21 protein-coding genes and 1 riboswitch are annotated in these 21,072 nt (G+C 52.3%); of the genes, 6 read left to right on the plus strand and 15 right to left on the minus strand.

Going from position 1 to position 21,072, the window contains the following annotated elements:
- Window position 1 precedes the first annotated feature (1 nt).
- The 4 genes from BLU99_RS04375 to BLU99_RS04390 form a co-directional block, all read right to left on the minus strand.
- Window positions 2-475: an Lrp/AsnC family transcriptional regulator gene (locus BLU99_RS04375; RefSeq protein WP_091899985.1), complete on the minus strand. Its 474-nt coding sequence runs from the start codon at window positions 473-475 to the stop codon at window positions 2-4.
- A gap of 111 nt (window positions 476-586) precedes the next feature.
- Window positions 587-1,552: an FKBP-type peptidyl-prolyl cis-trans isomerase gene (locus BLU99_RS04380; RefSeq protein WP_091899986.1), complete on the minus strand. Its 966-nt coding sequence runs from the start codon at window positions 1,550-1,552 to the stop codon at window positions 587-589.
- Window positions 1,552-2,430, minus strand: a complete 879-nt coding sequence (locus BLU99_RS04385) for an FKBP-type peptidyl-prolyl cis-trans isomerase (RefSeq protein ID WP_091899987.1) — start codon at window positions 2,428-2,430, stop codon at window positions 1,552-1,554. Before BLU99_RS04385 ends, BLU99_RS04380 begins: the two co-directional genes overlap by 1 nt.
- 30 nt (window positions 2,431-2,460) lie before the next feature.
- Window positions 2,461-3,066, minus strand: a complete 606-nt coding sequence (locus BLU99_RS04390; RefSeq protein ID WP_091899988.1) for an FKBP-type peptidyl-prolyl cis-trans isomerase — start codon at window positions 3,064-3,066, stop codon at window positions 2,461-2,463.
- Window positions 3,067-3,243: 177 nt separating this feature from the next.
- Between BLU99_RS04390 and BLU99_RS04395 the strand changes: the two genes are divergently transcribed.
- The 4 genes from BLU99_RS04395 (at window position 3,244) to pdxT (ending at window position 6,407) form a co-directional block, all read left to right on the plus strand.
- Entirely contained in the window at window positions 3,244-3,936 is a 693-nt protein-coding gene (locus BLU99_RS04395) for an SIR2 family NAD-dependent protein deacylase (protein ID WP_091899989.1), read from the plus strand.
- A 126-nt stretch (window positions 3,937-4,062) separates the two neighbouring features.
- Complete coding sequence (locus BLU99_RS04400) at window positions 4,063-4,944, plus strand: bifunctional hydroxymethylpyrimidine kinase/phosphomethylpyrimidine kinase (RefSeq protein ID WP_369807702.1); 882 nt, start codon at window positions 4,063-4,065, stop codon at window positions 4,942-4,944.
- 13 nt (window positions 4,945-4,957) lie between these two features.
- On the plus strand, window positions 4,958-5,851 hold the full coding sequence (pdxS, locus tag BLU99_RS04405) for a pyridoxal 5'-phosphate synthase lyase subunit PdxS (protein WP_091899990.1): 894 nt from the start codon (window positions 4,958-4,960) through the stop codon (window positions 5,849-5,851).
- Window positions 5,852-5,855: 4 nt separating this feature from the next.
- Window positions 5,856-6,407 carry a pyridoxal 5'-phosphate synthase glutaminase subunit PdxT gene (gene pdxT / locus BLU99_RS04410; protein WP_091899991.1) on the plus strand — a complete coding sequence of 184 codons (552 nt, stop codon included), beginning with the start codon at window positions 5,856-5,858 and terminating at the stop codon, window positions 6,405-6,407.
- A 1,372-nt stretch (window positions 6,408-7,779) separates the two neighbouring features.
- Here pdxT and BLU99_RS04420 read toward each other — a convergent pair.
- Window positions 7,780-8,676 carry a LysR family transcriptional regulator gene (locus tag BLU99_RS04420; RefSeq protein ID WP_091899993.1) on the minus strand — a complete coding sequence of 299 codons (897 nt, stop codon included), beginning with the start codon at window positions 8,674-8,676 and terminating at the stop codon, window positions 7,780-7,782.
- 58 nt (window positions 8,677-8,734) lie between these two features.
- Window positions 8,735-8,920, minus strand: a riboswitch (cobalamin riboswitch).
- Window positions 8,921-9,351: 431 nt separating this feature from the next.
- Between BLU99_RS04420 and BLU99_RS04425 the strand changes: the two genes are divergently transcribed.
- Entirely contained in the window at window positions 9,352-9,981 is a 630-nt protein-coding gene (locus BLU99_RS04425; protein ID WP_144006084.1) for a hypothetical protein, read from the plus strand.
- 5 nt (window positions 9,982-9,986) lie between these two features.
- On the opposite strand, the gene ispG is transcribed toward BLU99_RS04425, so the two are convergent.
- The 10 genes from ispG to BLU99_RS04475 all read right to left on the minus strand — a co-directional run bounded on the left by ispG (window position 9,987) and on the right by BLU99_RS04475 (window position 20,025).
- Window positions 9,987-11,360 (minus strand): (E)-4-hydroxy-3-methylbut-2-enyl-diphosphate synthase, encoded by a 1,374-nt coding sequence (gene ispG / locus BLU99_RS04430; protein ID WP_091899995.1) that lies wholly within the window; start codon window positions 11,358-11,360, stop codon window positions 9,987-9,989.
- 45 nt (window positions 11,361-11,405) lie between these two features.
- A complete protein-coding gene (purE, locus tag BLU99_RS04435) occupies window positions 11,406-11,912 on the minus strand; it encodes a 5-(carboxyamino)imidazole ribonucleotide mutase (protein ID WP_091899996.1) in 507 nt (168 codons plus the stop codon).
- A 34-nt stretch (window positions 11,913-11,946) separates the two neighbouring features.
- Window positions 11,947-12,573 carry a hypothetical protein gene (locus tag BLU99_RS04440; RefSeq protein ID WP_091899997.1) on the minus strand — a complete coding sequence of 209 codons (627 nt, stop codon included), beginning with the start codon at window positions 12,571-12,573 and terminating at the stop codon, window positions 11,947-11,949.
- A 17-nt stretch (window positions 12,574-12,590) separates the two neighbouring features.
- Complete coding sequence (rpoN, locus tag BLU99_RS04445) at window positions 12,591-14,108, minus strand: RNA polymerase factor sigma-54 (protein ID WP_091899998.1); 1,518 nt, start codon at window positions 14,106-14,108, stop codon at window positions 12,591-12,593.
- A complete protein-coding gene (locus BLU99_RS04450) occupies window positions 14,108-14,764 on the minus strand; it encodes a hypothetical protein (protein ID WP_091899999.1) in 657 nt (218 codons plus the stop codon). The genes rpoN and BLU99_RS04450 overlap by 1 nt, the downstream gene beginning before the upstream one ends.
- Window positions 14,765-14,892: 128 nt before the next feature.
- A complete protein-coding gene (locus BLU99_RS04455; RefSeq protein ID WP_091900000.1) occupies window positions 14,893-15,366 on the minus strand; it encodes a low molecular weight protein-tyrosine-phosphatase in 474 nt (157 codons plus the stop codon).
- A complete protein-coding gene (gene nrdG / locus BLU99_RS04460) occupies window positions 15,363-15,866 on the minus strand; it encodes an anaerobic ribonucleoside-triphosphate reductase activating protein (protein ID WP_091900001.1) in 504 nt (167 codons plus the stop codon). Before nrdG ends, BLU99_RS04455 begins: the two co-directional genes overlap by 4 nt.
- Before the next feature lie 16 nt (window positions 15,867-15,882).
- The gene (locus BLU99_RS04465) at window positions 15,883-18,120 is read right to left on the minus strand and encodes an anaerobic ribonucleoside triphosphate reductase (RefSeq protein WP_091900002.1); all 2,238 of its coding nucleotides are present in this window, start codon (window positions 18,118-18,120) and stop codon (window positions 15,883-15,885) included.
- A gap of 236 nt (window positions 18,121-18,356) precedes the next feature.
- Window positions 18,357-18,776 (minus strand): SufE family protein, encoded by a 420-nt coding sequence (locus tag BLU99_RS04470; protein ID WP_091900003.1) that lies wholly within the window; start codon window positions 18,774-18,776, stop codon window positions 18,357-18,359.
- Window positions 18,766-20,025: a U32 family peptidase gene (locus BLU99_RS04475; protein WP_091900004.1), complete on the minus strand. Its 1,260-nt coding sequence runs from the start codon at window positions 20,023-20,025 to the stop codon at window positions 18,766-18,768. Before BLU99_RS04475 ends, BLU99_RS04470 begins: the two co-directional genes overlap by 11 nt.
- A 266-nt stretch (window positions 20,026-20,291) precedes the next feature.
- Here BLU99_RS04475 and BLU99_RS04480 point away from each other — a divergent pair, with 266 nt between their 5' ends.
- Entirely contained in the window at window positions 20,292-21,053 is a 762-nt protein-coding gene (locus BLU99_RS04480) for a C1 family peptidase (protein WP_091900005.1), read from the plus strand.
- Window positions 21,054-21,072: the final 19 nt, after the last annotated feature.

Consider the following 21,072-nt stretch of genomic DNA (forward strand, 5'->3'; position numbering starts at 1 on the left):
GTTATTTCCGCTCCTCTTCTATACAGATAGGTATCTCACGCTTCAGACTCTGTTCTAAAGAAATCAGAGTCTCTGTTGCCACGACACCCTGGATGCTCTGGAGCTTACCATTCAGCAGATCCATCAGTTGCTCATTGTCACGGGCATACAGTTTCACAAGCATGGTATAAGGACCTGTCGTGAAATGGCACTCCACCACCTCGGGTATGTGTCTCAGGCACTCAACCACATCCTTGTACATGGATCCCTTCTCCAGGTTAATACCCACATAAGTACAAGTGGAATAACCCAGACTCTTCGGATTCACGTCGAAGCCACTGCCCGTAATGACATCCGCCTCTATCAGGTGCTGTACACGCTGGTGGATGGCAGCACGGGAGACATTACACTCGGCAGCAACATCCTTAAACGGGATACGGGCATTCTTCGACAGAATGCTCAGAATCTTTTTGTCCAGAAGATCAATTTTTTCCATTATTCCTATTTTATGTTACATATTGATAGCAAAAGTACATAAATATATTGAATAATACAACTTTTTTATGGAAAAAATAAAAAAAGTGTGTCACATTTGTGACACACTTACTTATTTCTTTGTCTTTTTCGATGTCTTGCCTTTCTTCGGGGCTGGTGCAGGACTCTCCGTCTCCGGTCTGCTGATACCCACCAGCTCCACATCGAAGATTAAGGTACTATAAGGCTGAATCTGCCCAGCCTCACGGGCGCCATAGGCTAACTCATACGGGATGAAGAGCTGCCACTTCGAGCCAACAGGCATCATCGTCAGAGCCTCTGTCCATCCTCTGATCACCTGCTCGGGCGTAAACTCCGAAGGTTGGTCGCCATGCTTAGCCGACGCATCAAACACCGTACCATCGATCAGACGCCCCTCATAGTTCACAAGCACCTTATCCGTCTTCAGGGGCACCTCACCATCGCCCTGGACAAGCACCTTATACTGCAATCCACTAGGCAGTGTGATTACACTATCTTTCTTGGCATTCTCAGCCAGGAAACGTATGCCGGCCTCACGGTTCGGACCATAGAGACGTTCTTCCTTGGCAGCCTGGTCCTCTTTCTGCTTTTTCTGGAAATAAGCCTCAGCAGTCTCCATCGTAAACACGGTGGTATCACCTACCAAGGCATCTGTAAAACCACGATAGAGCTGTGCGCTCACGATAGAGTCGGGAGAGCCGGCAAAACTCTTGATCATACCAGGAAGCATACGGGTTGACACCTGACGGGCGATATCCATACCAACGGCATAGGCCTTCGTCTTCGGATTCTCGCTTGCCTGTACCATCTCCTTGAAGCCCTGTATGAAATCCGCCATATAGGCGGTGTCGACACCCTGCTGCTGCAGGAAAGGTATCAAACCGTTGGTCAAGGTGATACCACCTGCGTAGCTGACAGAGTCGGAACTGTTGTTCAACTGCACAGCCTCAACGACAGGAGCCACAGGCTCCACGCTCTTTTTCTTCTTTGCAGCCTCAGCTGTATAAAAAGAAGCACTCGCCACAAGGGCGAGTGCCATCAATATAGTCTTTTTCATTATTTCTTGGAATCAACCTCAATAAGCTCCATCTTAAAGATCAGTGCAGAGAAAGGCTTGATGATATTCATCTCACGCTCGCCATAAGCCAGCTCCTGAGGAATATACACCTCCCATACAGAACCGGCAGGCATGTGAACCAAAGCCTCAGTCCATCCCTTGATCACCTGATTAGCACGGAACGTAGTAGGCTCGCCGCGCTTGTAAGAACTGTCAAAGATTGAATCGTTGATCAGACGGCCCTCGTAGTTTACCTTCACCAGAGAGGTATCTGTGGGGATAGCGCCCGTACCTTCCTTGATGACCTTGTACTGCACACCGCTGGGCAGCGTCTTCACGCCATCCTTCTTAGCATTAGCAGCCAGGAACTTCTCACCAGCCTCCTTGTTCGGACCGTAAGTCTTCTCCAGTTCCTTGGCCTTCACCTCCTTCATCTTACGCTGAGCCACTTCCTGAGCCTCCTCGATGGTCATCAGGCCTTTCTTTCCTGTAGTACCACTGATAAAGCCTGCCATGAAGTTCTTCATGGAAATGGTCTTGGTAGAGTCCTCACCGAAGATCTCGTGGTTGATACCCTTCATCATACGGTTGCTGATCTGCTGACCGATCTGGATACCTGCATAATAAGCAGCCTTTTTCTTGTTGTCGCCAGCATTCACGCCCTCGTTCAGTCCCTTGATGAACTCCGACATATAAGCCGTATCAACATCCAGACTACCTACGAGATATTCCTTCAGACCCTGAGTCTGTGCCATACCGATAGCATAGCTCAGCGTATCAACATCGCTCTTCAGACTAGCCTTCGGAGCAGAGTTACCACAAGCAGTAAAACCTGCAGCTACAATAGCCATAGCGGCTACATACATTAACTTTTTCATATTTATATAATTTTAGATTATTCTATACTATTACACCACCTGTATCAGTTCTACGTCGAAGATCAAAGCGGCAAACGGGGGAATAGAGGCGCCAGCGCCACCCTCGCCATATGCCAGACGGTAAGGGATGAAGAAACGATACTTAGCACCCTCCTGCATCAGCTGCAGACCTTCCGTCCAACCAGCGATTACCTGCTGGAGAGGGAATGTGGCTGGCTCACCACGCTGATAGCTGGAGTCGAAGACCGTACCGTCGATCAGCGTACCCTCATAATGGCACTTCACCGTATCCTTAGCAGAAGGCTTCTTACCATTGCCTTCCTTCAGCACCTGATACTGCAGTCCGCTGGGCAGCGTGACGATGCCGTCTTTCTTGGCATTCTCTGCCAGATACTTCTCACCGGCCTCCTTATGTACTTTTCCCTTCTCGGCGCGCTCAGCCTGAAGTTTCTGCTCCTGCTTGGTAAAATAATCCTGCACAATCGTCTGCGCTTCACGATGAGACACTTTCAGTTCATTGCCTGCCAGCACATCCTTGATGGCAGCAGCAAAGTCTTCCGCACTGATATGATCGGCTCCCATCTGGGCCAACTGCTGACCGATGCCCAAGCCCAAAGCATAACTTAACTTATCCATTCTTTCCTTATATTTCCTATTATTATAATAATGTGTAACCTTATAAAAACGGGTGCAAAGGTAGCAATTTTAAACCACAGATTACACAGATTAACACAGATTAATATAAAAATCCAATGAAAACAGTCATGGCAAAGGCATTTTTTGTATATTTGCCAAGAAAAAAACTCACCAAACATGAAAAAGATCGTTGTATTGACTGGTGCAGGCATGTCCGTAGAAAGCGGACTGAAGACCTTTCGCGACGCCGACGGACTGTGGGAGAACTACCCCGTGCAGAAAGTGGCAACCCACGAAGGGTGGGAGGCCGACCCCACGCTTGTGACAAACTTCTACAATATGCTCCGCAAGAAATGCTGGGGCGTACAGCCCAACGAGGGCCACAGGCTCGTTGCCAAACTCGAGGAGCAGTACGACGTGACCGTCGTCACTCAGAATGTAGACAACCTTCACGAGATGGCTGGTTCTTCGAAGGTCATCCACCTGCATGGTGAACTGATGAAAGTGTGCTCCAGCCGCGATGTCGACGATCCGCGCTATCAGATCACGCTCACCCCCGAGAACTGTGAGGTGGAGCCAGGCACAAAAGCCGGCGACGGCTCCCTGCTCCGTCCGTTCATCGTGTTCTTCGGCGAAGCTGTTCCCATGATCAGTGCTGCGGCAGAAGAGGTACAAGAGGCCGACATCCTGATTGTCATCGGCACCTCACTCGTCGTCTATCCCGCTGCCGGTCTTTTACACTACGCCCGTCCAGACATTCCAATCTATCTCATCGACCCCAACCCCATCTCTGCCGGCAGTCGTGTCCAGCAGATCCAGAAGGGAGCATCAGAAGGGATGAAGGAACTGTCTGCCATCCTCATGAAATAGGATTGAGGGCGTTGGCATTGAATAATCTTTGTTCAAATTGAAGTTTCCTTTGTCAAAACGGGAACTTCATTTCTTTGTTTCTAAATATTTCATTTCCTTTGCAGTCGAATTATCAGACAACAGAAGATGATGAGACCCATTCTGACGATCACAGGTAGCGACTCGACGGGCGGCTCAGGCGTCCAGGCGGACATCAAGACGATTTCCGAACTGGGCGGTTATGCCTTGTCGGCCATCACCTCGATCACCGTGCAGACGACGCTTGGCATCCAGCAGTTCTATGACATCCCTGCCACGATCGTGGAAAGGCAGATCGATGCTGTGATGAACGATTTCCAGCCCGAGGTCGTGAAGGTAGGACTGATCCGCAGACGCGACACGCTCGATGTGGTGGTCGAGGCCCTGCGGAAGTACCGTCCACGCCACGTCGTGCTCGATGCCGTAGTGCTGTCGTCAAGAGGCGACACCCTCATCAGTCACGACATGCAGGAGGCTATCAGAAACGAGCTGTTGCCGCTCTGTACGCTGGTTGTCAAGAAAGACGAAGGCTCCATGCACGGATTAGCCAACCGCTATGCCAGTGCCGTGGCCGTCTTTCTCAGTCAGGGGGCGAAGCCCGACGAGGCCAAGTCAAAGGCTAAGGCGTACATCAACACCCAAGTGGCCAGAGCCGCCGACTTACAGGGGCGTAGCAGTGAGCTCTACAACGAGTTCCTCGATGCCGTGACCGAGCACCACCGCGAGGCCAGCGACGTCCGTTTCTATGCCGACCTTCTAAATGTCAGCAGCCGTTATCTGGCACAGGTGACACGCCGCATCTCGGGCAAGGCGCCGAAGACCATCATCGATGATTACCTGACGCATGAAATTGAACGACAGTTGAAGTCAACAGACCACACGGTACAGGAGACCGCCTATCTTTTCGGTTTCTCCTCGCAGGCCCACTTCACCAAGTTCTTCAAGAAGCAGAAAGGTATCAGTCCGACAGCATTCAGGAAACAGAAATAAGAACAAAGAAAAAATGGAACAGAAAAAACAAGATTCAAAACAGAGAGCAAAACTCAACCGTGAACTGGCCCAGATGCTGAAGGGCGGTGTGATCATGGACGTGACAACCCCCGAGCAGGCTAAGATTGCCGAGGCCGCAGGTGCCTGTGCCGTGATGGCCCTAGAGCGTATCCCTGCCGATATCCGCGCCGCTGGAGGCGTATCCAGGATGAGTGATCCGAAGATGATACGCGGCATCCAGGAGGCCGTGAGCATTCCCGTGATGGCCAAGTGCCGTATCGGTCACATCGCCGAGGCACAGATTCTCCAAGCCATCGAGATCGACTATATCGACGAGAGCGAAGTACTCTCACCCGCCGACAATATCTACCATATCGACAAGACAAAGTTTGACGTACCCTTCGTCTGTGGCGCCAAGAACCTGGGCGAGGCCCTTCGCCGCATCGCCGAGGGTGCCACAATGATCCGCACAAAGGGAGAGCCTGGCACTGGCGACGTGGTGCAGGCAGTGAGCCATATGCGTCTGATGCAGAGCGAGATCCGTCGTCTCGTCTCGATGAGCGAGGATGAGCTCTATGAGGCCGCCAAGCAGTTACAGGCTCCATATGAACTGGTACGGTATGTGCATGAAAACGGGAAGCTGCCCGTCGTGAACTTCGCTGCTGGTGGTGTGGCCACCCCTGCCGACGCAGCCCTGATGATGCAGCTCGGCGCCGAGGGCGTGTTCGTCGGTAGCGGCATCTTCAAGAGCGGTAATCCTGCCAAGCGTGCTGCCGCCATCGTCAAGGCCGTCACCAACTATCAGGATGCCAAGATGCTGGCAGAGCTCTCCGAAGACCTCGGTGAGGCCATGGTGGGAATCAATGAGCAGGAGATTGAACTGCTGATGGCAGAACGAGGAAAGTAATACGATGAGAATAGCCGTTCTAGCATTACAAGGAGCATTTGCCGAACACGAGCAGATGCTCCATCGTTTAGGCGTCGACACCTTCGAGGTACGGCAGCTCGCCGACTGGCAACAGCCGAAAGACGGACTGATCATCCCTGGAGGCGAGTCGACCACCCAGTCCAAGCTTCTGCACGAGCTCGGTCTGTTCGAGCCTATCCGCAAAGACATCCTCGCAGGTCTGCCAGTCTTCGGCACTTGCGCAGGCCTGATCCTCCTCTCGCCGATGCATCTGGATACGATGGCCATCGACGTGCAGCGCAACGCCTACGGTCGCCAGCTCGGTAGCTTTCACGCCACTGCTCCTGTAGCAGGTATCGGCGATGATGTGCCCATGACCTTCATCCGCGCCCCTTACATCAACCAGGTCCTATCGCCCGAGTGCGAGGTGCTCGCCCAGGTCGACGGTCATATCGTCGCCGCCCGCCAAGGTCGGCAGCTCGTCACCGCCTTCCATCCCGAGCTCGACGACGACACCCGCATCCACGAGCTCTTCCTCTCTACCGTGACCGACTGACAGACCGGCACCACCGGTCTTCATCGCAGTCATGAAGCGACCACATAAAAGTCCTCTACAAAGATTATCCGCAGCCTTGCTCATGGCAGGGCTGCGGATTTATTCATTCTTCACACAAGGATCGTTTATCCGCTATCCCAAGCGATTTATAGTTGATTAGCGATGGCAAATATAGGCAATATGTTTTCCCCTGTAACTGTACGTAAGGGCGGGGGCGACGAGACAAATGGTCGATTATTTTACTTTCACGGAATTCGAACCTCTTGTAGTTTCTTTAGCAAATGAGGATCCGTTACCTTGTATAGCGTGTCTACCCAATGAAATTCATCAGTTGTTATGATCAGGAAAGTGTCATTCACAACTGTCAAATGACGATTGAGTCCACCCAACTCAATTACAGAATCATTCACCAAAGACCATGTCGGAATATATTCCACATCCCCACCGTCATGGAGATAGCATTTCTTGTCGGCATATCTTTCTTCGAGAGTATAGTTTTTCCCCTTACGATCAAAGTATATGTAGAATTTTGTCTTGATATCAGGATCTGAATTCGCATAATACCAATACTGGCAGCTATCGCCAGCTATCAATTTTACTCTATCATATCCTTTTGAGCAACACGAGAATAACACTACGATAAATAATGATATATAAACTTTCTGCATAACTTATCTTTACGGTTGATATCGAGGGCAAATATAGGCAATTTGTTTGAAACGGCCAAATCTGTGGGGTAAATTGTAGGGTGTCCCTTCGACAGGCTCAGGGACCGCTGGGGGATTGTAGGCTCAGGGACCGCGGTGGGGTGCTCGGGGACCGCTCACGATCTACGGTCCCTGAGCTTGTCGAAGGGACTTTCGAAGAGTCTGTGGTGATATATCTTTACAAATGGGCGCGCATAACTCGCGTGGTGGGCAGGAACATGGGAATATGGGGCGTAGGCGTGAGTTTTGGACCGTTTTTGTAATTGACTGATAATAAAACGATTACATCCGCACAAGAAAGGGGTAGGTTTTTTCCCTCAAAGAGATAGGGCCTATGAGTCGTGGAGATAGGGTTTACGAGTGAAAGGGATTATCTCTATACCCTATAAGAGATTATCCCTTTCACTCGTAAGTGCCATTCCTTTCGGTCGTGGAGACCATCTCTTTAACTGTTAGAAGGCACCCCCACCCAAAGTAGGCCCCTTCTCTCCACCGAACAGGGGAAAAGTGCACCTAAACAGGGCAAGAAGGGGACTAAAGAGCCCCTCGGTTTTTCTAGTTCGCAACTTCAGACGAACGTTTTTTTAGGCAGTTTTTCCTGACAATCTAAGGAATGGAAAAAGAGTAGCGCACGAGAGAGAGAGAGAAAATGGCGCTACTCTTTCTTAATACAGCCTGTTCTTAAGAACCTCTGTACACTGTTCAAGCATCTGGATGAAAGCTCGTGTGGAGTTTTTCATATAACCGTCGCGGAGCACATGGATACAGCCCTCCATCCTGGACGACGGCACGTTGATTGGGACGGCACGAAGGCCCGTCTCGTCGATGATGGTCGCCTCGGCGAGCACCGTGACGAACTTCGTCTGACGGACCAGCTTCAAGAGCAGCGACACGTTGTTGATCTCTGCCTTGACATTATAATGGTGGTCTGTATGCAGAAGCACCTGATCGAAGGCATGGCGGGCCTGCAGTCCCTTGGCAGGCAGGGCGAAGCAGTAGCGCTCCAGCTCGTCGAGGGTCACCTCCTGTTTGGCCGCCAGCGGATGGTGCTCATTGACGATCGCCGCCAGGCGGTTGTCGAACAACAGTCGGCTCTCGATATGCTCGTTGTGCTCCGTCGGCTTGAAGGCCACCACGAAGTCGAGCTCATGGCGCTGCAGTCGCTCTATCAGGTCTGTCATCGACGCATAGAACACATTGAGCTTCACCTTGGGGTATTTCTTCAGGAAGTCGATCATCGTCTCCGAGATCATGCTGCTGAACGAATAGGTGACGCCGATATTCAGCTCGCCCGTCAGCATGTTCTTCAGCTCCTGCATCCTCAGGAAACAGTTGTCCACCTTATACACACTCTCACGGGCCAGCGGCAGGAGCATCCTGCCCGCCTCGGTGAGCAGCACCTCATGACTGTTGCGGATAAACAGTTGCTGGTCCAGCTCACGCTCCAGATTCAGGATCTGTTGCGAGAGCGTGCTCTGGGTGATAAACAGTTCTTTCGAGGCCACCGAGAAATTGAGCGTCTCGGATAGCCTGAGGAAATACCTCAGTTGTCGCAGTTCCATAACTCACGATTCACTTTCTGTCATACTCTTTCCCTCTGCCCTTACATCGAGAGCATCAGGCATCATTCCGTACAAAGGCTGGTCTTCAGACTTTCCTCCACTCCCAAGCGCCTTCTCGCCCAAACGGGCAATGGCTTTTCTGCCTGAGAGCCATAATGGAGTTTACTGCTGCGGGACAGTCGGAGATTCTCACTCACATTCCCAATTAAGCACAGCTAAGTGCACCTTCACGGGCGACACATCTCTGTATCACAGGTGCAAAGATACACATTTTCAACAAACAAACAAAAATATCCCCACAGAAAAAAGGCGGTTATTGCTTTTTCCGATAGTCTCGTTCGGAACAACTAATAACCGAAGCGTCTCCCACGTCGGATAATCATCTATCTTTGCAGTAGAATAAGAAACCAAAAAAACTTCGCACTATGGGTTATGTTATTATCGTCGCTATAGAATTCCTGCTGACCTTCATCGGTGTCACGCTGCTGATTGTCTATAAGAACAAGCATGCCTGACGGCATGACCGTCCACGACCAACTCCCCGATCACCGACAAAGACCGTATTGGCTTCATACGAGAAAAAACGCATAATCGGCCTGTTCGTCGATTATTTTTTCTTTTTTATCGACTAAATCGTATATTTGCCGATGAAAAAGCGACTAAAAAACGATGATCATGAAAAGACTGATGATTACTTTGGTGGCGATGATGGCGATAGCCGTCTCCGCCCAAGCGATGAGTTTCTCCAAGGCACGCAGCCATGCGCTGTACCTGACCGACAAGATGGGCTATGAGCTCGATCTGACCGACGACCAGTACAATGCGGTTTATGAGATTAACCTCGACTACATGATCAGCCTCAACTTCGAGAGCGATCTGTACGGATTCTACTGGACGCGTCGTAACAACGAACTGAAATTCGTGCTCTCGAGCTACCAGTATCAGCGGTTCCTCATCACGGAATACTTCTACCGGCCCATCGGCTGGCAGTCGAAGTCGTTCACCTTTGTCATATACAGACACTACCCGAAAAACAGGTTCTACAGGAACGCGCCACGTGTCTACGACACCTACAAGGGCGGCAACCGTCAGTACCATTACAGTCCCTATCAAGGGCGCACCTACTCGAACGACCCCAACCGCAACGCACGCCAACTGCCGCAGGCCGGCTCCAGATGGCCACAGCCCGACAAGAAGAAGAGTCAGGCCATCAGGGGTGCCCGTCAACAGACCATCAGCGTGCCGACCCAGCCACAGGGTACCAGTAGGAAGGCCGGCGACGCCCACCGCAGTGGCAGGCGCTAGGGCATCTATTTCCGATCGTTACGGATAAGTTCGAGGAGTTTCTCGACGGCCTCCTCCTCGGGGATATTCTTCTCGACACACTCCTTGGCACGGTAGAGGGAGATCTTACCGCGTCCGGCACCGACATAACCATAGTCGGCATCGGCCATCTCACCAGGCCCATTGACGATACAGCCCATGATACCGATCTTCAGTCCCACACAGTCCTTTGTGGCTGCCTTGATCTTGGCAATCGTCTCCTGCAGGTTGTAGAGCGTACGTCCACAGCCAGGACAGGAGATATATTCCGTCTTCGTGAACTTGATACGGGCGGCCTGCAATAACGCATCGCCCAGGGCTTCCAACTGGGAAGAAGCATAGCGAGGCGAACGGATCACGATCTTCATAGCCTTACGGTCGATGAGCAGGGCACCCACCGCCATGGCGGCCTTCAGCTGCAGGGTCTCCCAGTCGGGCGCATCGACATCAAGGACGATGGTGTTATCGTTGATGGAGGCCTCTGCCTGCTCACGCAGGGCGGCACACGCCTCGATCATGTCGACCAGCTTACGGGCCACGGGGATCTCGCACTCCGGCTCCTCAGAGAGACTGACACGGATGGTGTCGCCGATGCCCTCCGTCAGGAGAGCACCGATGCCCAAGGCACTCTTGATACGACCGTCCTCGCCTTCGCCAGCCTCGGTGACACCAAGATGCAGGGGGTAATGCATATCCTCCTTGTCCATCGTGGCCACGAGCAGGCGCACGGTATTTACCATCACCACCGTGTTCGACGCCTTGATGCTGATGACCACATCATGGAACTGCTCGCGCTTGAAGATACGCAGGAACTCCATGCAGCTCTCCACGATACCCTCGGGGGTGTCGCCATAGCGCGACATGATACGGTCGGAGAGCGAGCCATGGTTCACACCGATACGTACGGCCGTATGGTGCTCCTTACAGATATTCAGGAACGGCACGAGCTTACGCTCGATCTTCTGCAGCTCTGCCGCATATTCCTCGTCGGTATATTCCAGATGCTTGAACGTACGCCCGGGATCGACGTAATTACCCGGGTTGATGCGGACCTTCTCGCAGTAAAGGGCTGCGATATCGGCCGTATGTGCTGTGAAATGGACATCGGCCACCAGAGGGGTCATATAACCGTCGGCCTTCAGTCGGGCCGAGATATTCTTCATATTCTCCGCCTCTCGTGTGCCTTGTGTGGTAAAGCGTACCAGCTCGCCACCGGCATCGATGATGCGCTTGGCCTGTGCCACGCCACCCTCGGTGTCGTTGGTATCGACCGTAGCCATCGACTGGATACGGATGGGGTTTGAGCCTCCGATGCCAATCGTTCCAACGCGGGTCTCGGATGATTGTCTTCTCTTATACATAGAACTTCGAACCTTGATTACAAAATACCTGAAAGTCAACAGCTATCAGTTGGTCTTATACTGATATTTGACCTCAGCCAGTTCCTCGTTGGCCTTCTCGATCTTGATCTTCAGGTTACCCTTATACACCTCCAGACGCTGTGCCAGAGCGGCATCATCCAGAGCCATCATCTCCACGGCGAGGATGGCTGCGTTCTGCGCACCGTTGACACCGACGGTGGCCACGGGAATGCCCGGTGGCATCTGGATGATGGAGAGCATGGCGTCGAGACCGTCGAGCATGCCCTTGATGGGTACACCGATGACGGGCAGGGTGGTCGAGGCAGCGATGACACCCGGCAGGGCGGCAGCCATGCCGGCGCCTGCGATAATCACCTTGATGCCCCTGTCCTTGGCGGTACGGGCGAACTCCTCCACCGCATCAGGCGTGCGGTGGGCTGAGAGAGCATTCACTTCGAACGGCACCTGCATCTCATCCAAGAGCTTGCAGGCTTTCTCCATAACAGGCAGGTCACTGGTGCTGCCCATGATAATACTGACTAATGGTTTCATATCTTTATTTACTTGATTGCATCATATGTTATCACTACAGATAGATCAGTCCCAGGATGGAACAGACGACTCCGACGAAGAAGCCCGTCACCACCTGAGGTAACGTGTGCTGCCGGAGGATCATCCGACTGGAGCCGAGAACCCCGGCAAGGATCAGCACCAGACAGAGCCACCACACGGGATTGAAGCCGAAGAACTCGCCGAACACGAAGAGGGCACCGGCCACACCGCCGATAGCAGCCATATGCGTGGAGATCTTCCACCATACATTGATCAGCGCACAGATAATCTGAATAAACAGGGCCGCAGAGACCATCGTTCCCATGAAATGGGGGATATGCAGCAGGTCCATCAGATAGACGCAGAAGAAATAACAGAGGATGGAGATCACATATGGAACGACACGGCGCTCCTTGATGCCGAGCTCTATCAGGTTCCACCCCTGATAGCGACGGTAGAGATGGATGAGCACTGTGGGCAACAGGATGGTGAACACATAGACGAGCGTCAGCACCTGAAGCTTATAGGCCCACGGCATCTGACTGAGGTAACTGAACACGAACAGTGCCATCAGTCCCACCAGTGGCAGGTAGAAAGGGGTGAACAGCATGCTCACGATGCGCGCTGCCAGAATAATATTCTTCTCTTTTGTTATCACCATCTCGTTGTCTCTTCTTTTCACTTAATCGCCATCTTCCTCAGTCGGGCGATGGGAATCGCTAACTGCTCACGGTATTTCGCCACGGTACGGCGTGCTATCGGGAAGCCCTTGGCGGCCAGTTGGTCTCTGATGGCATCATCGCTCAGGGGGTGCTTCTTATCCTCTCCGTCGACGATGTCGCGCAAAGCCGCCTTGATCTGCCGTGTCGACAACTCCTCGCCACTCTCCGTCACATAGCTGTCACTGAAGAAATGGCGCAGGGGGAACGTGCCCCAACGGGTCTGTGCATACTTCGAGTTGCTCACACGGGAGACGGTCGACACGTCGAGGCCTGTCTTCTCTGCCACATCCTTCAGGATCATCGGGCGCAAGGAAGCCTCATCGCCATCGACGAAGAACTGGTGCTGTAACTGGATGATGGCACGCATGGTGACGGACAACGTGTGACGGCGCATCTTGATGGCCTCGATGAAGCCTTGTGCCGCGTCGACCTTCTTCTTGATATAGAGCAGAGCCTCCTTGGTCTGCCGACTGAGATGCTCCTTGTTCTGCTGGTATTCCTTCATGGAGTCGACAAACGACTGCGACACTCTTAACTCAGGCACCTCACCGTTGTTGAGCGTGAAGGTGACGGTACCGTCGTCCTGGGTGTCGACGATGAAGTCGGGCGTGATCTGCTGGAGACTCCTGCCGACCGTCTCGCCCAACGAGGCGCCCGGACGGGGATTCAGCTTCCGCAGTTCCTGAAGCAACGTCGCTGCCTGCAACTCGTTCAGCGACAACTCTGTCTGTATCTTATCCCAGTGCTTCTTGGTGAACGCCTCGAAATAGTCGTTGACCACACGCATCATCAGGTCCTTCAGTCGTGACGGTTCCCGACGACCGATCTGCAGCAGCAGGCACTCCTGAAGTGAACGGGCACCGATACCAGCCGGATCGAAGGTCTGCAGGAGCAGGAGCACCTGCTCGATCTCCGGGACCGACACATCCAGATTATGATAGACCGCCAGCTCGTCGCTGATGGCCACCAGACTCTTCCGCAGGAGGCCGTCATCGTCGAGCGAACCGATCAGATACTCCATGACGTCATACTGACGTGCGGTCATATCTGTCTCGCCCATCTGCTCCTTCAACTGGTCATAGAAAGACCTGGCCTCTCCGTAGACCATATCCTCGTGCTCTTCCGCGATGGCACTGCCGCCATGATAAACGGGCAGATCCTCGTCGTCGCGCCCGATATTGCTCAAGGCATCGTCGAGGGCCGACTGTCGCTCCTCGCGCTCGTTCTGCTCATAGAAGTCGTCGGAAGGCTCCGGATTATCCAGGCTCTCCTGAGTGTCCGTGCTCTCCGTATAGTCACCACCCGACTCTGACTCCAAGGCCGGGTTGTCGTTCATCTCTGTATTGATACGATCCAACAGCTGGGTGACGGGCAGTTCCACCAACGAGGCCTGCAGCAACTGCTGATGCGAGAAACTCTGTGCCTGCTTCAGCTGTTGCGACTGCTCCTGTATCTGTCCCAACTTATCGCTCATCACTTATCACTCTTATAATACTCTTTCAACTGATCGGCATATGAGGCCAGATCCTCGGGGTTGGCATTGCCGAAGCGCCGCCATATCTGCTGACATGGAAGAAGCAGCGGACTGATCATCACGTTCTTCTTGTTCAGATACGGGTCACAGTGCTGGAACACATCCAGCACCTCGGCAACCTCCTGCGGTCTCACCTTCAGCAGTCGGGCCAGTTCCTGTACCTCGGGGGTCTCTGCCACCATCGTGATGGGGGTCAGACGGAAATAAAGGTCGAGGATCAGTGTCAGCATCACGGGCGTCATCGGCGTCTCTTCTGTCGCCGGCCTGAAATCCTTCTCGAAGCTCTCGTTCATCTCCACACCGTCGTAGAACTCGTCGGCATGGTTGAAGCCTGTCATCTCACGCAACAGACGGGCAGCACGTGCCAGTTTACGGGGATTATTACCGTAGGTCTCCCAGATATGCTCAATACGGGGTGTCTCCAGATTAGCGATCTGACACATCTTATTGAAAAGCACCGTAGGAGGGATATGCAGTTCCATACTCAGATCGACCATCTTCCGACTGTACATCGGTTTCATGCCGACTGGCTTCTGCAGGTATATCTGCATCAACAGCAGCCAGTAATCATCCTGCCATTTCGTGTTTCTTGCCATAATGCCGAGTATTTTTCTGCAAAAATACTGCTTTTTTCGTATAATAGCATCGAAAAGGTCAAAAACTTATCAGAATTTTTTCGTCCCTGCCCTTATAGGGCACCCCCTGACTTAATGATGCAATGGTATTACCGACCGGTCAGTTCATCCAACAGGCCTTCGCAGGCGTCTTCGAGCAGCTCGACGGCAAACTCGAAATCGCGTTCGTCGCCATAATAAGGATCGGGGACGGTCTGCTGACCAGGGTGGTGACGGAGGTAGTCGCTCATCCGGATAATCTTTTGGCGGTCGGCAGCCGAACGGGCCTGGCGCGCCACGTCGTGATAGTTCTCATGGTCCATCACGGCAATCAGGTCGAAGCGGTCGAAATCGGCAGCAGAGAACTGACGGGCACGATGGTCGAAGACATAACCATGCCGCTCGCCACAGAGACGCATACGGTAGTCGGGCAACTGTCCGACATGCCAGGAGCCGATACCGGCGGAGTCAATATAGAAATCATCGACGAGACCACGCCCCTCGACGAGATGATGCATGATGCCATCGGCAGCCGGAGAGCGGCAGATATTGCCCAGACAGATAAAGAGAAGACGCTGTTTCATATGTTCACTGTGACATCGGGGTTCCACAAGACGGTCTTACCGGCATAGAGCGAGGCCTGCACATCGATCAGGCGTTGATTCGACGAGCCACGGAAGAGCAGGTCGGGGTCATGGAGCTCCTGGATGAAAGGACCGTCGACGAGGACGTCGATCTGTTCCAACAACGCACGCTGGTCCTCATGGATCAGACTCTCATAGACGAAGCCGGTAAAGCACCAGATATCCTTGTTCGACTGCTGACGGATGGCTTGTGCCAGTTCTGCGAAGCCTGCCGCCTGATACATCGGGTCGCCACCAGAGAAGGTGACATTGGCGAAAGGGTCGGACATGATGATCTTCATCAGCTCGTCTGTCGTCATCTCATGGCCCTGGTCGAAAGCCCATGACTGGGGGTTATGGCAGCCCGGGCAACGATGACTGCACCCCGCACAATAGATGGAGGTCCGGAATCCCGGACCATCCACCATCGTATCTTCTATGATATCGAGCACTCGTATCATGTCGGACTGTCAGCCTTTAGCTATTGAACAGGTCTTGTGCACCGTGATCGATATGTGTCACACGGTCGTTCAACTCGGCCAACTTACCACTATTCCAACGGTCGGTCGTTCCGACGAGATAGCCTGTGATACGCTGCAGCTTGTCGATATTCGTAGATCCGCACTTCGGACACTTCTCCAGTTTGTCGTCGGCATTCTCATAGCCACAGTCCATACAACGGTTACGGTTGTGGTTCACGGAACCGTAACCCATATCCAACTGGTCCATCATATCGACCACGCTCATGATGACCTGGGGGTTGTGGGTGGCGTCGCCGTCGATCTCCACGTAGAAGATATGACCGCCACGGGTCATCTCATGGTAGGGCGCCTCCACCTCTGCCTTGTGACGGGCAGAGCACTTGTAGTACACAGGCACGTGGTTGGAGTTGGTATAGTAGTCGCGATCCGTAACACCGGGGATGCTACCGAACTGCTTACGGTCTTTCTTCGTGAACTTACCACTCAGGCCCTCGGCCGGTGTGGCGAGCACAGAATAGTTATGATGATAGCGCTCGCAGAAGTCGTTGACACGCTGACGCATATATCCCACAATCTTCAGACCCAGCGCTTGAGACTCGGCGCTCTCTCCGTGGTGCTTACCCGTCAGGGCCACCAGACATTCTGCCAGTCCGATGAAGCCGATACCAAGGGTGCCTTGGTTGATAACGCTCTCGATCGTGTCGTTGGGACCGAGCTTGTCGGCTCCAATCCAAAGGCTCCTCATCAGCAAGGGGAACTGCTTAGTGAAGGCTGTCTTCTGGAACTGGAAACGGTCGTCAAGTTGCTTAGCCGTGATCTCCAGCATGTTGTCGAGTTTCGCCATGAACATATCGACACGCTTCTGCTGGTCGGGCTCGCCCATACACTCGATGGCGAGCTTCACGATATTGATGGTAGAGAAGGAAAGGTTGCCGCGTCCCACACTGGTCTTCGGACCGAAACGGTTCTCAAAGACACGGGTACGACAACCCATCGTGGCTACCTCATGGATGTAACGCTTAGGATCGTCGGCACGCCACTCGTCAGTCTGGTTATATGATGCATCGAGGTTCAGGAAGTTCGGGAAGAAACGACGCGCCGTCACCTTACAGGCCAGCTGGTAAAGATCGAAGTTGCGATCCTCGGGCAGATAGTTCACGCCACGCTTCTTCTTCCATATCTGGATGGGGAAGATGGCTGTCTCGCCGTTACCGACACCCTCATAAGTCGAAAGCAGGATCTCACGCATGATGCAGCGACCCTCGGCAGAGGTATCCGTTCCATAGTTGATCGAAGAGAATACCACCTGGTTACCACCACGGGAGTGGATCGTATTCATATTATGAATGAACGCTTCCATGGCCTGATGCACACGACCAACGGTCTTGTTGACCGCATGCTGACGTGCACGCTCTTTACCCGTCAGACCGTCAAGCGGCTTCTTGATATAGTCGATCAGCGGCTCGTCGTAGAGGTCCTTATAACTCTCACCATTCAACTCCTCCAGCGCCTTCAGCTCTTCCACATAACTCATACGCACATAGGGTGCCAGATAGAAGTCAAAGGCCGGGATAGCCTGACCGCCATGCATCTCGTTCTGAGCACACTCCATGGAGATACAAGCCAGTACCGAGGCCGTCTCGATACGCTTGGCCGGACGCGAAGCACCATGACCGGCCACGAAACCGCGGTTGAGGATATTATCGAGGGGATGCTGACAGCAGGTAAGCGACTTGGTGGGATAATAGTCCTTGTCGTGGATATGCAGATAGTTGTGCTCCACGGCATCACGGGCTTCCTCGGACAGCAGATAGTCGTCGACAAACGGTTTCGTCGACTCAGAAGCGAACTTCATCATCATGCCGGCAGGCGTGTCGGCGTTCATGTTGGCATTCTCGCGCGTCACATCGTTGTTCTTGATGTTCACAATATCAAGAAACACGTCGCGTGTCTTCGCCTTACGGGCTATAGAACGCTGATTGCGATAGGCGATATACTTCTGTGCCACATCCTTTCGGCTCGACTTCATCAGTTCAAGTTCTACAGAGTCCTGGATCTGCTCCACGGTCATCTGACTGTCGCCACATTGGGCGATATGATCGGTGATCTGATACAACAGGCGCTCATCCTCACCCTTATCGGTATGAAGCATTGCCTTACGGATGGCTGCCATAATCTTCTGCTCATTAAAGCCCACAATGCGTCCGTCACGCTTTACTACTGTCTGAATCATATGCTTATCGAGTTTTTAGTCAAAAAATTCCGTTTGCAAAGATACGACATTTATCCGTAAGTTGCCTATTTTGGAAAACTTTTCTTGCGTTAATAAATATTAATCAGCTGATTCAAAAGCACTTAGAAAACCAATACGGACAACTTTGCAGAAAAAGGGCAATACACAGTTGTCCGTATTGGAAAACTTGTTACGCACATTTGTTTTCCAAAACGGACTATAAAAAAACGTCTAAATTACTGTTTCGTACTGAATGCCAGGGCGTACATACGGATTTGTTTCACCATTGCTACAAGTCCGTTCGAACGCGTCGGCGACAGGTGTTCCTTCAGACCGATCTCCTCGATGAAATAGAGATCGGCATCCAGAATCTCCTGAGGTGTATGTCCGCTGAGCACACGTATCAACAAAGCCACGATACCTTTCACGATCAGCGCATCACTCTCAGCCGTGAATCGGAGAACTCCATCCTCATAGTCGGCCTGGAGCCATACCCTACTCTGGCAACCATCTATCAGGTTGCTCTCCGTCTTATATTTCTCATCAAGAGGAGGCTGCTCATTCCCCAGATCAATCAACAACTGGTACTTGTCCATCCAATCATCGAAAGCAGAGAACTCCTCTATAATCTCGTCCTGAATATCATTAATTGCCATTGCCTTTTGACTTTTCTAGTTTAAACAACTTATCACTGGGACGCACCTTACCTGTAACGGCGATGCTGACCTTCGTGCCTTGCTGTGCCACCTCTACAGGACCGTGATCATCGTGGATCTCGTCGGCCGTGACGTACATCACTCCTGTAGTCGGACCTGTGATAAGCATCTTATCTCCTACTTTGAAAGTGTTCGCCTCGACGGTGAACTCCGCTACGCCGAGCTTCGAGAAATATTTCACGCCCTTGCCGATATAGACCTTACGTTCCGTGGCGTTCGAGCCATAGTTCTTATTCCACTCGCCCATCGTCTGTCCCTGATAGTAGCCATCCCAGAAGCCACGGTTGAAGACAGTGGCCAGGCGTTCATCCCACTCATCCTTCCGCGCCTCCGTGAACGTACCGTCGAGGACAGCCTGAATGGCCTCTTTATAACACTTCACGACGGTATACACATATTCAGGTCCTCGTGCTCGACCTTCTATCTTGAACACGCGCACGCCGGATGTCATCATACGGTCAATGAAACGTACGGTCTTCAGGTCTTTCGGACTCATGACATACTTATTATCAATCTCCAGTTGGTGACCCGTTTCATTGTCTGTCACAGTATACGAACGACGACATATCTGGATGCACTCGCCGCGGTTGGCCGAGCGGTTGGCCGCATCGAGGCTCATATAGCACTTGCCGCTGATGGCCATGCAGAGGGCGCCATGACAGAACATCTCGATACGGATCTGCTCGCCCGAAGGACCGCAGATATGCTCCTCTTCCACCTGACGGTAGATCTCTGCCACCTGATCCATATTCAACTCACGTGCCAGTACGACGACGTCAGCGAACTGAGCATAGAAACGCAACGCCTCAATGTTCGAGATATTCAGTTGGGTAGACAGATGCACCTCCTGGCCTACCTTATTACAGTAGGTCATCACAGCCACATCACTAGCAATGACTGCAGAGATGCCGGCCGCCTTCGCCGCGTCGACAATCTCGTGCATCAAAGGGATATCCTCACCGTAGATAATCGTGTTGACGGTCAGGTAGCTCTTGATACCGTGCTCGCAACAGGTCTGCGCCATCTCCTTCAGATCGTCAATGGTGAAGGTTGAAGCGGAATGAGCACGCATATTCAACTTCTCGATGCCAAAGTAGATACTATCGGCACCGGCCTGTATGGCAGCAGCCAACGACTCCCGAGAGCCCACTGGTGCCATGATCTCAAAATCCTTGATCGTTTCTCTCATCTGGGTGCAAAGGTACATAAAAACGAGCGCAGAACAAAAGAAATTCATTTCTTTTTTTTGCAAAGAGCATGCAGCTTCGCACTCAAAGAACGTAAAGACACGAAAAGAAGAGTGAAAAGCAATGTTTATTTGCTTTTTCCCTCTTTTTTATGTAATTTTGCGTCTTGTAACAACAAGTTGATGAGATGGAACAGACTAATCACGCAGATACAGGAGACCTCCAAAGGAGCATACTGTTATTTGGCAAGAGACCTATAAGGGTTGTCATGCCCCTGTTATGTCTTGTTCTGACGGTCGGATGTGGTTGGCAAGAGCCAAAGCACTTCACACACGAGGTGCTCAACAGGATGACGCCCATCAAAGATCAAGGCGAGAGTGAGATATGTTGGGCATACGCCATGCTGGCGGCTATCGAGACGGAGCATCTGAGCTGGGGCGACTCAGTAAACCTCTCACCTTATTATATAGAGAAGATGATGGAGAAGGAATCTGCCGCTCCGAAGAACAAACACGGCATGGGCGTCACACTCATCCGTCTGATCCAGAAGTACGGCATCGTAGGCTATGATGCCATGCGCACCGTCGAGACGCCCGCTCCTCAGTGGGTATTCATGCTTGGCGCCGCCTACACGCCCCAGGAGTTTGCACGCAGCGTCTGTGCGCCAAACGAATACATCGCCTTGACCAGCACTGATCGCGAGCCATATTATAAAAAGGTGGACATCGATCAACCAGCCAACTGGCTGCACGACCGTTTCTACAATATTCCCATGGACACGCTACTGACAAAGACCGAGCAGGCTGTGCGTGAGCACCATGGTGTTTGTTGGGAGAGTAAGGAACACGCCATGGCCATCGTCGGAATCGCCCATGACGACAGTGGCGAGCCGTTCTTTATCATGAAGAACTCATGGGGAACGGAAGATCCATACAAAGGACTCACATACTTATCGTTCGAGGATTTCTGCGATCAGACCCTGGCCATAGAAATGCCTTTAGCCTTTTTTCAAACAGCAATGGTAAGATAAAAGGAGGGCGGTACCGCCC

The sequence above is a fragment of the Prevotella sp. lc2012 genome (assembly GCF_900107065.1).
Taxonomy (GTDB): Bacteria; Bacteroidota; Bacteroidia; order Bacteroidales; family Bacteroidaceae; genus Prevotella.

Coding starts and splice junctions, on each gene's coding strand:
- BLU99_RS04375 (WP_091899985.1), bottom strand. CDS start 475: ATGGAAAAAATTGATCTTCTGGACAAAAAGATTCTGAGCATTCTGTCG.
- BLU99_RS04380 (WP_091899986.1), bottom strand. CDS start 1,552: ATGAAAAAGACTATATTGATGGCACTCGCCCTTGTGGCGAGTGCTTCT.
- BLU99_RS04385 (WP_091899987.1), bottom strand. CDS start 2,430: ATGAAAAAGTTAATGTATGTAGCCGCTATGGCTATTGTAGCTGCAGGT.
- BLU99_RS04390 (WP_091899988.1), bottom strand. CDS start 3,066: ATGGATAAGTTAAGTTATGCTTTGGGCTTGGGCATCGGTCAGCAGTTG.
- BLU99_RS04395 (WP_091899989.1), top strand. CDS start 3,244: ATGAAAAAGATCGTTGTATTGACTGGTGCAGGCATGTCCGTAGAAAGC.
- BLU99_RS04400 (WP_369807702.1), top strand. CDS start 4,063: ATGATGAGACCCATTCTGACGATCACAGGTAGCGACTCGACGGGCGGC.
- pdxS (WP_091899990.1), top strand. CDS start 4,958: ATGGAACAGAAAAAACAAGATTCAAAACAGAGAGCAAAACTCAACCGT.
- pdxT (WP_091899991.1), top strand. CDS start 5,856: ATGAGAATAGCCGTTCTAGCATTACAAGGAGCATTTGCCGAACACGAG.
- BLU99_RS04420 (WP_091899993.1), bottom strand. CDS start 8,676: ATGGAACTGCGACAACTGAGGTATTTCCTCAGGCTATCCGAGACGCTC.
- BLU99_RS04425 (WP_144006084.1), top strand. CDS start 9,352: ATGAAAAGACTGATGATTACTTTGGTGGCGATGATGGCGATAGCCGTC.
- ispG (WP_091899995.1), bottom strand. CDS start 11,360: ATGTATAAGAGAAGACAATCATCCGAGACCCGCGTTGGAACGATTGGC.
- purE (WP_091899996.1), bottom strand. CDS start 11,912: ATGAAACCATTAGTCAGTATTATCATGGGCAGCACCAGTGACCTGCCT.
- BLU99_RS04440 (WP_091899997.1), bottom strand. CDS start 12,573: ATGGTGATAACAAAAGAGAAGAATATTATTCTGGCAGCGCGCATCGTG.
- rpoN (WP_091899998.1), bottom strand. CDS start 14,108: ATGAGCGATAAGTTGGGACAGATACAGGAGCAGTCGCAACAGCTGAAG.
- BLU99_RS04450 (WP_091899999.1), bottom strand. CDS start 14,764: ATGGCAAGAAACACGAAATGGCAGGATGATTACTGGCTGCTGTTGATG.
- BLU99_RS04455 (WP_091900000.1), bottom strand. CDS start 15,366: ATGAAACAGCGTCTTCTCTTTATCTGTCTGGGCAATATCTGCCGCTCT.
- nrdG (WP_091900001.1), bottom strand. CDS start 15,866: ATGATACGAGTGCTCGATATCATAGAAGATACGATGGTGGATGGTCCG.
- BLU99_RS04465 (WP_091900002.1), bottom strand. CDS start 18,120: ATGATTCAGACAGTAGTAAAGCGTGACGGACGCATTGTGGGCTTTAAT.
- BLU99_RS04470 (WP_091900003.1), bottom strand. CDS start 18,776: ATGGCAATTAATGATATTCAGGACGAGATTATAGAGGAGTTCTCTGCT.
- BLU99_RS04475 (WP_091900004.1), bottom strand. CDS start 20,025: ATGAGAGAAACGATCAAGGATTTTGAGATCATGGCACCAGTGGGCTCT.
- BLU99_RS04480 (WP_091900005.1), top strand. CDS start 20,292: ATGCCCCTGTTATGTCTTGTTCTGACGGTCGGATGTGGTTGGCAAGAG.